13 protein-coding genes are annotated in these 12,336 nt (G+C 34.2%); 7 read left to right on the top strand and 6 right to left on the bottom strand.

Going from position 1 to position 12,336, the window contains the following annotated elements; translation table 11 throughout:
• Positions 1 to 172 precede the first annotated feature (172 nt).
• From MYRA21_RS10235 to MYRA21_RS10220, 4 genes are all read right to left on the bottom strand, one after another.
• Positions 173 to 1,873, bottom strand: a complete 1,701-nt coding sequence (locus tag MYRA21_RS10235) for a S41 family peptidase (RefSeq protein WP_006257019.1) — start codon at positions 1,871 to 1,873, stop codon at positions 173 to 175.
• A gap of 302 nt (positions 1,874 to 2,175) precedes the next feature.
• A complete protein-coding gene (locus MYRA21_RS10230; protein WP_369813272.1) occupies positions 2,176 to 2,751 on the bottom strand; it encodes a hydrolase in 576 nt (191 codons plus the stop codon).
• An 855-nt stretch (positions 2,752 to 3,606) separates the two neighbouring features.
• Complete coding sequence (locus MYRA21_RS10225) at positions 3,607 to 4,149, bottom strand: NADPH-dependent FMN reductase (RefSeq protein WP_006260718.1); 543 nt, start codon at positions 4,147 to 4,149, stop codon at positions 3,607 to 3,609.
• Between the two features lie 13 nt (positions 4,150 to 4,162).
• Positions 4,163 to 4,480, bottom strand: coding sequence for a GNAT family N-acetyltransferase (locus MYRA21_RS10220; RefSeq protein ID WP_006260717.1), 318 nt, complete (start codon positions 4,478 to 4,480; stop codon positions 4,163 to 4,165).
• 503 nt (positions 4,481 to 4,983) lie between these two features.
• On the opposite strand from MYRA21_RS10220, the gene MYRA21_RS10215 reads away from it, so the two are divergent.
• The 7 genes from MYRA21_RS10215 to MYRA21_RS10185 all read left to right on the top strand — a co-directional run bounded on the left by MYRA21_RS10215 (position 4,984) and on the right by MYRA21_RS10185 (position 9,600).
• The gene (locus MYRA21_RS10215) at positions 4,984 to 5,307 is read left to right on the top strand and encodes a YbaB/EbfC family nucleoid-associated protein (RefSeq protein ID WP_006257023.1); all 324 of its coding nucleotides are present in this window, start codon (positions 4,984 to 4,986) and stop codon (positions 5,305 to 5,307) included.
• A 4-nt stretch (positions 5,308 to 5,311) separates the two neighbouring features.
• Entirely contained in the window at positions 5,312 to 6,073 is a 762-nt protein-coding gene (locus tag MYRA21_RS10210) for a DUF4369 domain-containing protein (protein WP_006260716.1), read from the top strand.
• Between the two features lie 44 nt (positions 6,074 to 6,117).
• Positions 6,118 to 6,690, top strand: a complete 573-nt coding sequence (locus MYRA21_RS10205; protein ID WP_006260715.1) for a Crp/Fnr family transcriptional regulator — start codon at positions 6,118 to 6,120, stop codon at positions 6,688 to 6,690.
• Positions 6,691 to 6,774: 84 nt separating this feature from the next.
• Positions 6,775 to 7,779 (top strand): nicotinate-nucleotide--dimethylbenzimidazole phosphoribosyltransferase, encoded by a 1,005-nt coding sequence (gene cobT / locus MYRA21_RS10200; RefSeq protein WP_006260714.1) that lies wholly within the window; start codon positions 6,775 to 6,777, stop codon positions 7,777 to 7,779.
• Positions 7,776 to 8,552: an adenosylcobinamide-GDP ribazoletransferase gene (locus tag MYRA21_RS10195; protein WP_006260713.1), complete on the top strand. Its 777-nt coding sequence runs from the start codon at positions 7,776 to 7,778 to the stop codon at positions 8,550 to 8,552. The genes cobT and MYRA21_RS10195 overlap by 4 nt, the downstream gene beginning before the upstream one ends.
• Entirely contained in the window at positions 8,537 to 9,097 is a 561-nt protein-coding gene (locus MYRA21_RS10190) for a histidine phosphatase family protein (RefSeq protein ID WP_006260712.1), read from the top strand. Before MYRA21_RS10195 ends, MYRA21_RS10190 begins: the two co-directional genes overlap by 16 nt.
• Positions 9,098 to 9,183: 86 nt before the next feature.
• Entirely contained in the window at positions 9,184 to 9,600 is a 417-nt protein-coding gene (locus tag MYRA21_RS10185) for an SRPBCC domain-containing protein (protein WP_006260711.1), read from the top strand.
• A 33-nt stretch (positions 9,601 to 9,633) separates the two neighbouring features.
• Here MYRA21_RS10185 and MYRA21_RS10180 read toward each other — a convergent pair whose 3' ends face one another.
• Complete coding sequence (locus tag MYRA21_RS10180) at positions 9,634 to 10,392, bottom strand: hypothetical protein (protein ID WP_006260710.1); 759 nt, start codon at positions 10,390 to 10,392, stop codon at positions 9,634 to 9,636.
• A gap of 104 nt (positions 10,393 to 10,496) precedes the next feature.
• A complete protein-coding gene (locus MYRA21_RS10175; RefSeq protein WP_006263017.1) occupies positions 10,497 to 12,263 on the bottom strand; it encodes a M23 family metallopeptidase in 1,767 nt (588 codons plus the stop codon).
• Positions 12,264 to 12,336: the final 73 nt, after the last annotated feature.

Here is a 12,336-nt window from a genome sequence, read left to right as displayed (position 1 = left end):
TTCTACCCAAATGCAAAAACCTGTAAAAATAAAACCATTATTACTATAATACCTCGAAGTTTTATCATGTTTTTATTTATTTAAATATCAAAAAGCAAATATAATAACTTAACTAACCTCATCTAAAGAATATTTTTAATTAATCTAAAAAAACACTCTTTAGCAGTTTGTCTTACTTACCTAAACTCTTTTTATTAATTAAGTCCACTGCGTACTGTATCATCCCATACGCATTATAATCATTTGCTGATTCAGATACTATATGATCTATCTTTAAACCATTTCGGTGCACATTATACTCTTTATCATTTGGGTAGAAAGCTCCATAACCTGAGAAGTCTATTGTAGTATCATCTTTTAAAAGTACCCGTACACGATTAGTCACAGCTCCTCCTGTCTGCTTACCTATAGTAATACATCTTGGTGCCTGCTGAATCCCCATTCCCATATATTCAGCAGCACTCAGCGTAGTATGATCCACAAGTAGGACTACAGTTCCTTTATAATAATCTTTATTCTCATTGCCCACCTTGAAAGGATCTATAATCTTAGCAATGCCCACCTTACTATCCCATTCTCCTAACGCTGGCCCATACCAACCTAATGCTTTAAAAAAAGTAGTTCTATGAGGTAATAGGTAAGATGTAATAAGCTCTGGGCTTATATTCTCAGGATAATTACGTAGATCTAAGATAATGCTCTGCTTACTACTATTAGCCTTAAAGAAACTCTTCAGTCTCTTCTTTGTCGCTCTACCTAGATGAAGATATCCTATATCATCACCTAACTCAGGAGCTTTCTGTTCTTTAAAAAGTGACTTTATTGTTTTAAAATTCTTAAACTCTTCTCCCTTTAATAGAGGAACCGTTCTTTCTATAATCTCTCCACTTTTCTTTTTTATACTTACTGTCATTGATTCTTGATCTCCTAAAGCAGGAAAATAAAAACTCTCAAATCTTTTTAAATAATTGGGATTAGATACACTTACATATTTTCCTATTGTACTTTCTCTATAGTCCTTTACAGACTTTCCTTCGACTCTAAAAATCACATCTCCTAGCTCTATATTACTCTCTTTAGCCTCGATAGGGTCATAAATAGTCGTTATCACTAAGGAGTCATTTATATTTTTGGTCCCATAGGTACTAAAACGTTTAACTTTAGTATTGAGATAATAACTTGCTTGATAGTCACTATGTGAATCATTCAACTTTACGAAAAGCTCATCTTTTAGATACTCAAATTCTACTCCTTCTTTCGTCTTAAACCTCGGAACGAAATCAGTCAATACCTCATCCCATGGCGTATCAGCTAGATATATATTCACGTTGCCATAACGGATACTATTCCAAAAAGAAGATAAAAACAACATACGGTGGCTTTCATTCCCATTGCTAAAATTAGGCAACGGCTTTTCGTGATCAAATTTTACGATAGAAGATATTTTACGATTAGTTAGATAATACTTACCATAATTAGTATTGTCTTTTAAGTCTATCAAAATAGACTTTAATTCCTTATCATAGAGGTCACTGTCTATCCATTCAAATCTAGCATTAACTGTAAATAATTTATCTTCAACTACTTTTATACCATCCTTTTTTAGAGGATGTTTAGAAGAGTCAAACTGTTTTATCCATTGCTTTAAGAAGGTATTTAAAGCCTCTTCGCTCTTTATCGTTTCTAGAGTAGTATATGCCTTTAAGAATTCTTGATCCATATCATAACCACCTCTACTTACATTAGGGTGTTTATACTTGACTAGTCCCCATACATGTATTAGACTTTCAGAACTTACCTCTTTCAACTCTCTTTGCTGAGCAAAAGAAACAGTACAAATCAATAGTGTAAACAGTGCAAAAATTTTCTTCATTATATCGTTAATTAGATGTTTTATGTTCTAAATATATTGATAACACCACAGAGCTTTTAAGCTATTAACACTAAAATAACTTTGCTATTTACTGTCAATCAACCACCTATAAAATAGAAAAGGTCAGAAACATACGTCTCTGACCTTTTCGAAAATAACTGAATAACTAAATAACTTCACACCTTACAGTGTGTATAAACCTCGTTTTTTAAAAGCGATTAGAACTCGTGCTTTATTGACTTATAACGCTAATAAAAAAGTAAATAAATACGCGTATTCTAACCTCTATATACAGCTAATGATTACTCCGCTAGATCATATCCAAACTGAATACCTGCTGTACCTCCTAGTTCTGTAAATAACTTCATGAATCCTTCTGCAGTTTCTGTACGATTCCAGTCACGTTGTAATTCACAGAATAACTGTACTACGCTAATTGGTTTAGCACCTGCCTGTACCATTCTCATAATCGCAGCATCATGTGCCTCTTTAGATGTACCTCCTACAGCATCTACCACGATATATACCTCATATCCTTCTTGTAACGCATCCATCACTGGGAATGTAAGACATGCTTCTGTCCACAGTGCTGTCATGATTAATTTTTTTCTACCTGTAGCTTTTACAGCCTCTACGAACTCCTTATCTTCCCATGAGTTAATCGTCGTTCTATCATAAGAAGGCACGCCTTCTAAGTGTTTTCTTAGTTGAGGAACAGTCTCTTTATTTAATCCTGTTTTTACATTCACTGTAGATAGAATAATAGGCATATCATACAGTTTAGCTGCATTTACAGTTCCTCTAATATTGTTTAGTAGTAACTGTCTATCCATAGAAGCGATAGAATTTACTTGTACTGGTTGATAATCAATAACGATTAATGCTGCGTTCTCACCTGTTAATAAGTGATCTTATTTTTTGTCTCTAATTGGTAAACTTGCCATAACTTTATTTTTTTACTATTTAATCATGATGCATTCACTTCTAGTCTCTCTGTCTTATAGTCTCTCTTTTATTGGAGATAAAACAGTGTTCGCTAGAAGAAAATGAAATGTTATACACTGTAACAAAAAAAGAATACAGACTGTATTTATAAGGCCTTTTATAAATTCAATAAATGATAGTCTAACTCCCTTTCTGATTACAAGTATAAAATTATCACATCCTCTCCCAAAACCACTTAACCTAGATTAACAAAGGATTTTTAAGCAACTTTACTACTATGCTTACACTGCTAAAATCCTCCTTTATCTCTTCTACCGCCCTCTATTATATGACTTAATATTCTATTCTTATCCTATTCTTTTGTTTACAGCACATTCTAGGAGAATAGTTGATATACAAAAGAAGCATTCTTCGACAAACAAGTCCTCCCCTCCACTAATCTCGAGGTATTGTCCATGAATTGTCGAAGGAATTCGCTCCAAGTGCCATAAATACTACGGTCAGCAGGTATAATACATAATGAGGTACAACACACACAAAACAAACAACAAACTAATAATCAATAAGTTAAATTAAAAACAGTAGTTAATAGGCTTAAAAAAAACAGATATCTTTTTTCAATTAAATAGTTCAAAACCCATTAAATTAGGCTGAAAAACAAAAAAAAGTATCTTCTAAAAAGACTTTTAAGTATATAAATTGCCCAAAAAAGAAATTAAAAAACAAAAAAAAGGTCAAAGATTATCTCTTTGACCTTTTATATTATTCACTAAGTATATATCCTTACTTTATACAGCTACTTCATTTAATTCACTTCTATACTTTTCGATTTTCTCTTTTAGTTCTGCTGCGAGCTCACCATTTATAATACCATTCACCTCATCAAAATTTTCATAATACTTAGGCAATGCAAAGCTGTCCTTTACTTGTCCTCCAAAAGAAGGAAACACCGTCTTAGCAAGGTTTAATGAATTCTGACCTCCATATCCTCCTGGTGAAGTAGACATTAAGAACATCGGTCGCTCTTGGAATAGCTTTAACTCTATTCTAGAACACCAATCAAACAAGTTTTTAAAACAAGCTGTCCAGTTGCGATTGTGTTCTGACATAGAACAGATGATAGCATCAGACTGCTTTATCTTTTCTAAGAATAACTTCGCTCCTTCTGGAAAACCTTGTTTCTCTTGATCTACAGAAAATGGAGGTACTTTATAGTCATTCAGATCTATCACTTCCACTTCTCCTGCTGGGAACAAAGGCACGGTATACTCAACTAACTTTTTATTAATAGAAGTACTCGATGTACTTGCTGCAAATCCTAATATTCTCATAGCTTATTTATTGTTATAGTTTATCGTATGCAGGAAACGCTCTAGATACTATTCTCTTCCATTCTGGATGACGCTTAATATAAGCATATACTAACGGACATAATGGGTACAACTCATAATTATGCTCTTCTATATACATCAGACTCTTCTCGATCAGAGCAGTAGCCACTCCTCTACCTGCTAGCTCTTCTGGGCTCTCTGTATGAATAAGTTTGATAATATTACCTTCTTCAGCATAATCTATAAATGCAGTATGCCCATCTACTGTTAATTCAAAACGGTTAGTATCAGCATTTTTATTTACTTCTAAATTTACAAATTCTTCTTTCATATCCTATACGTTTACGTGGTTAATTCTACTCTATTACAAAATTAGAACTAATTCTCTTCTACTAGACTTGACCTAGATTAAGTTTATTGTACTTTTCTACACAAAGATCATACCTATCTATCCCGTACTAATATAATTTTAATACCGTCGAAATCCCTTTGTTTAAAAGACTTTTTAACTATTCAAAGAAAGAAAACCAACTTTTTATCTCAATAAAAAACATAAATTTTCATGTATTTATATTTTTTGGCACGATATATGTAAAACACATATCACAACAAAAACAACAAAACTTTCTTTTTCTTAAGTGACCTGGTTACCCCCAAATAACTAGGTCACTTTTTTTATATCCTATTGACTACTGCGTTTTGATAGCCATAAATTCCCTCATACACTGTTATAATATAGAATATCCTTCAGTTGTTATTAACTATTCTATAACAAAATCATTTATCTTAAAAAGATTTTAATATTTTTGCGCCACTAACTAAAATGTATTAAACATGTTTGGAGACTTAATGGGCATGATGGGTAAACTACAAGAGACCCAAGCTAAGATAGAAGAAACAAAGAAGAGACTAGACACCGTATTAGTAGATGATCAGAGTAATGATGGGTTACTACAAGTGACGATGACTGCTAATAGAACTATTCGTTCTTTATCTATCAGTGATGAACTAATGGAGGACAAAGAACAACTAGAAGATTACTTAGTCATGGTACTTAACCGTGCTATCGAAAAAGCTTCTGCTATCAATGAAGCAGAATTAGCTGCGGCAGCTAAAGATGGAATGCCGAATATCCCTGGACTAGATCTATTTAAATAATATTATGAAAAAAATTGTTTGTGCTCTTTTACTTGCTACTGGAGCGTTATTCGTGTCTTGTAATAAAGAAGAAACTAAGGGGAACCTTACTGTTACTGGAAAAGTAGATGGATTTAAACAAGGTAAGTTATACCTATTTCAGATTCAAGATACTATATTTAAAGCAATAGATTCATTAAATGTAAAAGGAGATGCTAACTTTAAGTTTGACTTAAATATTGACTCTCCTGAAGTATTCTATTTAACCTTAGACCGCGGTCATTCTAACTCTCAGGATAATCAGATTATGTTCTTCGCTGAACCAGGTAAGATGACAATCAATACTACACTTAAGAATTTCTATAGTGATGCTAAGGTAACTGGATCGAAATCTCAAGAGGTGTATGATGAATACTTAAAAACTCGTTCGCTAATCACAGATAAACAGAATGGTCTATTAGTAGACATCTTTAATGCTGAAAAAGAACAAAACGCTGCCAAAAAAGACAGCCTTAATAACTTATCTAAGAAACTTACCATCAGAAAGTATCTTAATGCTGTAAACTTTGCTATTAATCATAAAGACTCTGATGCGAGTCCTTATATCGCATTGACAGATTTGTACAACGCTCATACTAAGTTATTAGACACGATCTATAACTCTCTATCTCCTGAAGTAACTGCTCGTAAATACGGAAAGCAACTGAATGAGTATATCAAAGAGAGAAAAGAATCAGAAGCACAAGTGACGACTACTCAGAATACAACTACTGAAGTTCAAGAATAATCAAAAAACGCCTTATAGGCGTTTTTTTTGTATGTTTACTATCCATGTCATTAGCTATTCAATTACAACAATCCTTACAGCTCTCTACAGAAGAAACTTCTATAGCAGAAGAACTATTCTATACTATACAATTCAATAGAGGTGAGACTATTATTACTCCTCTTCAGAAGAGTGCTCCTCTGTACTATATCACAGAAGGGTATATCCGTATCTATGCTCTAGTAGATGATAAAGAGGTCACACAGTGGATCAGTGGAGCGGGCTACTTTATGACTGATCTGTCTAATTGGTTATTTGACACCCCTATTAAGTGGACAATAGAAGCGCTTACACCTGTCACAGCGCTATGCATCACTCCTACAGACTATAAAGAATTAGCAACACAGATACCTAATTGGACAGAAAAAGAGAGAGGTTTCATCGGACATTGTTTCATACAGATGGAAAATAGAATATTTCAATTCATCTCGTTAACAGCAGAGCAGCGCTACCTTCACTTCATGGAGCAGCTGGGTTTCTTATTTAATGAAGTGCCTCATCAATATATCGCATCTATGCTAGATATGACCCCCGAAACACTGAGCAGAATAAGAAAAAAAGCAGTAACACTTCGATAATCAAGTTAGTCAAGCTTGCTATTCTCTTCGTTGTGGGAACTATACTAATTCTATTATATTTGTGTGAACCAAAACACTATAAAAATGAATTTTGAACAACAACTACAAACGAAGATAGACTTAAAGACAAAACCTCTACAAGCACTAGGACTATTAGAAAAGATAGCTTATAAAATAGGAAAGGTACAACAGACACTTACACCTAGTCTAGTATCTCCTACCATCATCGTATTCGCAGCTGATCATGGCTTAGCAAAAGAAGGTGTGAGTGCTTATCCTGCTGAAGTAACTTATCAGATGGTACTTAACTTTCTAAATCACGGTGCTGCAATCAATGTATTCTGTAAGCAACACAACATCAATCTAAAAGTAGTAGATGCTGGTGTGAGTAAAGACTTTGCCACTCATCCTGACTTAATCCAAGCTAAAGCAGGTCATGGTACACATAATATGATCTCTGGCCCAGCTATAACTAAAGAAGAACTAGCCTTCTGCTTCACTTCTGGAGAGCAAATAGTGAAAGATATCGCTGCTACAGGAACTAATATTATAGGATTCGGAGAAATGGGAATAGGGAATACTTCTTCTGCTTCTCTGCTGATGAGTTCTCTATTAGATCTACCTATAGATAAATGTGTAGGGAGAGGAACTGGTCTAGATGATGAAGGGTTAAAAAGAAAAAAAGATATCCTTACCAATATTATCAATACTCATCCCAAACCTGCGAATGCAAAAGATGCTCTAGAACAATATGGAGGATACGAGATCGCTCAGATGTGTGCTGCTATGCTAGAAGCTTACAAACATAATATGATCATATTAGTAGATGGCTTTATCGCATCGAGTGCATTCTTATGTGCGGCTAACTTAGAGCCAAAGGTAACTGATAATGCAATCTTCTGCCATAAATCTGATGAGATAGGTCATTACCTATTGATTCGCTCTTTTAATGAACAGGCACTTCTAGATATGAACTTACGCCTAGGAGAAGGTACCGGGTGTGCTCTAGCATATCCTCTTATACAGAGTGCTGTAGCATTCTTAAACGAAATGGCTAGTTTCGAATCTGCAAATGTTTCTAACAAATGATCCGAAAAGAGCTCACTTACTTTCTGACGGCTGTCATGTTCTTTACGAGAATACCTATTCCTTTTAAAGTACCTTATAGCCATGAGATCATGAATAAGTCTCAGAAATATTTCCCTCTGATAGGTTATCTAGTAGGTAGTATGGCAATACTCGTCTATTGGGCTACCTCCTATTTATTCTCTGCAGATATAGCTATCGTACTCTCTATGGTGAGCACAGTATTACTGACTGGGGCATTTCATGAAGATGGATTTACAGATGTCTGTGATTCTTTTGGCGGTGGATATGGCAAGGAGAAGATTATGACGATTATGAAAGATAGTCGTATAGGAGCGTATGGTGTCATCGGTATTGTTTTATTACTTCTGTTGAAGTTTCTTGCCTTGCATAATATTGCCGAGTTATCTACTTCCTTTTTACTTGTAGTGATGCTAAATGGGCATACCACGAGTAGATTTCACGCTGCTACAGCTATATATACTCATCGATATGTAAGAGATACAGATGACAGTAAGTCTAAACCGATGGCTAATCAAAAGCTGTCTTATTCATCCTTACTGTTTTCTCTGATTCTAGCGATAATCCCTTACATCCTATTTGACAACTGGTTATTTATCATAGCTTTTTTTGTTAGCTACATTGGTAAAATGTACCTGACGATGTACTTTAAAAAACATATAGGCGGATATACTGGTGACTGTCTTGGCACGATACAGCAAGTATGTGAAGTCTTATTTTACTTAACAACACTAACACTATGGAAATTTTTGTAATCCGTCATACGAAAGTAGACGTTCCCCCTGGCCACTGTTATGGACAGACTGATGTCAATCTACTCAATGACTATCCTGATGAAATAACTACCTTCAGAGATAGAATCCCAAATGACATCGACACGGTTATCTCTAGTCCTCTAAAGAGGTGTACTTTTATAGCCGATCACTTCTCTCAATGGTACTCTACGGATGACAGACTCTTAGAAATGAGCTTCGGAGAATGGGAGATGAAAAAATGGGACGAAATACCAAAAGATGACTTACAAAACTGGATGGACAACCTCGCACAAACTTGTCCTCCTTATGGAGAAAGCTTATCTATAGTACAAGATAGAGTAGCTTCTTTCTTAGATGATTTGCGCAAAGCAGAGTATAAAAAAGTATTACTAGTCACTCATGCAGGACCGATAAGATGTATGTGGAACTACCTATTACAAACTCCAATCAACAACACCTTTAAAGTACCTGTAGATTATAATGAAGTCTTTCACTTTAATCTGGGAGCCACTCCTCAGGATGACTTTATTCTACAGAAAGCTTAGCTCCCTTATCTGATTACTTTTCTTGATAAATGTCAAGAGGTGATAAATAGAGATATACAACCTTTGTCTATCTAATTTACAATCTTATGACAATAGAAACGAGTATCACAATTAAAGCTACGAAGGAAGTAATATGGCAAGTATTAATGAGCTTCTCTGAATATCCTGAATGGAATCCTTTTATACTATCCATCACAGGTGAGCCAATAGTAGGAAGACAAATCAAGATTAGCCTGCCTACGATGAAGTTTAAGCCTATAATTCTAACTAATCAAAAAGAACAACTCCTTAGTTGGAAGGGAAAATTAGGTATAAAAGGGATATTCGATGGATATCATCAATTCGAAATACAACAGCTAGATGAGCAACATTGCTTATTTATACATAGAGAGGACTTCAGTGGAATATTAGTTCCCCTATTCAAAAAGAAACTACAAACTGAAACTCAACAAGGCTTTGAAGCTATGAATATCGCTTTAAAGAACAGAGCTGAGAAGGCATAAAAAAACTCGTGAAGCAATTCACGAGTTTTGTTTTTATTTATCTACTTCTATTTCTGCATTGATATGAAGTGGGTCATAACTGATAACTTCCCAATCTTTACTCAACAAGTCAATATAGTAGTAGTTTACATTATCATCTTTGTCAAAAGCACCATTCTTATTGATATCTTCTATTGTTCTAAAGTACAATCTATTCTGACTATCAATAACTGTCCAATCTAACAGTTCATGTAGATCAGCACTTAACTTTTTAAAGTGTGTACCATCTCCCCTACTAATATACAAGGTCTTGATATCATTAGAGTCTACCTTACCATCTCTATTCGTATCTGCATCGAATAAGCTATATACTAATATATTCTTCTTTGTCTTCTCTGCTATTGTATTAAGGTAAGATACATTCTGTATCTGCACTTTCTTATCTGTTAATGGTCTGATCTGTAAAGAGTCTTTATGTTGGAACATAAGGTTCTCTAGATACCCTGTTAGTTCAAAAGGCGCATAGTTAGATACGGTATAAGAAGTTTGGTTTACTTTACTCATACCACTTTTAGAAGAATAGCTATATACTCTAATCTCTCCTATAGGATGAATCAGGTGATCTGATTTGCCCATCAGAATAGGAAGATCAGCAATGCGAATATCTTCTGAACGGTCTCTTTCTTTTACCACTTCAGTCGTAGCAGCAGAGGTACCGTCATCTTTATAAATAACTTTTGGTTTTTCGCCTTCTTGTTTACAAGCTGTTACTAAAACTAATGCGCTTAAAAACAGGGTTATTCTTACTTTCATAATAGAAAATTTAATACTTCAAAGATACATAATTAGTGTTTCTGTACACAACACTACTTTGGCATTTTTTCAACAAAGCTTTATAGTCAATAATACGAAATCCATTATCCTCTAAAGAAGTGTGATTCAAAGGTTCCTTCGTTTCCAACATTGTCCTTTACTTTTATAACTACATCATTTCTACCTGTCACTACTTTGCCATCACTAAACTTGTGAACAATCTTACGTGTCTTGTAGTCATAATCCAATAATATCCAATTGCCATTGATAAAACCTGTAATGGTATTAATACCTGACAAATCATCTTTAATCAAGAAAGAGATCTGAGATTCTTTAGTTAACCACTGCCCTTCTGTGAAACTTGGTTTCTCTATAACAGGCTCTTTTTCATCCACTAAGATTTTATAGTCTCCAAAGCTCTTGGTATAAATCGACCACAGATTACCTTTCTTAGCCGTTTTAAAGTAATCTCTTTTACCTCCATCTACTCTAGCAATAAATGCTTTATCACGATTAGAGATATTCATAGAAGACGTATCAAATGACACAAGGATATTCTTAGCTAGAGGAACAACAGGTTTGTGCAACTTTAATACATCATCTTCTACAGACATATCCATCAAGAAGTCATTATAGAATGTCTTAATAGGAAAACTCACTGTTACATTCTTTTTCTCAAAAATATAGTCTCTATCCGTAACTATCTTGTATTCTCCTTTTGCTTCTGATTTCTTTACTTTAGCAGTAGCATCTGTATATTCTACAGGGATATTAATCGTTTTCTTATTTCCATGATAATCTGACAACACAATACTATAGTTATAGTTCTGTCCACTCTTTACAGAGATAATCCCTTTAGTAGGATCTACTTTTAAAACTGATAAGCTGTAAGGTTTCTCATAAAACAGTTTTTGTACTTTTTTCTTTGTTGAAACATAGCGTTCATAGTCAATTAAAGCATTGACATAACCTGTCTCAGAAAAAGAAAAAGTATCAAATTTATAAGAAAACAAAGCCTTGCCATTCACAAAAGTCTCTACCATATACACCCCATTCTTATTTGCATTAAAATTAGCTGTATCATGAATATCTATTCCAAAACTAATATCTCCTCTTGCCTTGACAGGAGAGGTCAAAAAGCTACCATCAGACTGTGTCACATAAGATAACTGCTGCGGAGTCTCATTATCATTAGCCATAGCTCCAACACCAACAGGGTATACATAAAGCCCATTAACGGTAGGTGCTTGAGTATCTGTTAACAATTTATCCATTCCTTCTTTTAAAGGATTAATGATATTCTGTGTCTTTGTGTCACGAATCTCATAGTGAAGGTGAGGTCCACCAGATCCACCTGTATTCCCGGTATATGCAATGATTTGACCTTTCTTTACTAATACTTCATTCTTACGAGGAAAAATCTCTATCTCAAAGTTCTTCTCTGAATAATGTCTATTCAACACAAGAGTAGCAATATCGCCAGCATAAGAGTCTAAATGCCCATAAACAGTAGTCTGTCCATTAGGATGATCAATATACAGAGCCTTACCGTATCCCCAAGTTGACACTTTGATACGAGATACATATCCGTCTGCAGGAGCATAAACTGGTAAACCAATTCTCTGTTGTGTCTTTATATCAAGACCTGTATGGAAATGAGTACCTCTTAACTCTCCAAAATTACCTGAGGCATGTATACTTATATTTAAAGGACTATCAAAGGTTTCGGTATTCTGTGCATACGCAAAAGTTCCTAATACACTTAAAAAAAGACTAGGTAGTATTCTTACTTTCATAATTTTTAAAACATTTCTGCTAAAATACATAATAACCCTAGAAAAAATAGTATTATCTCTAAAAATGAAACACATAGCTAAAAGCTGTTTAAAGAAAAAGATAAATAACCTTTTTTTTTACAGAAAACTTTTTTAAATTTAAATACTA

The organism is Myroides sp. A21 (assembly GCF_000807225.1).
Classification (GTDB): Bacteria; Bacteroidota; Bacteroidia; order Flavobacteriales; family Flavobacteriaceae; genus Flavobacterium; species Flavobacterium odoratimimum.
This window is presented reverse-complemented; position numbering and strand designations above follow the sequence as displayed.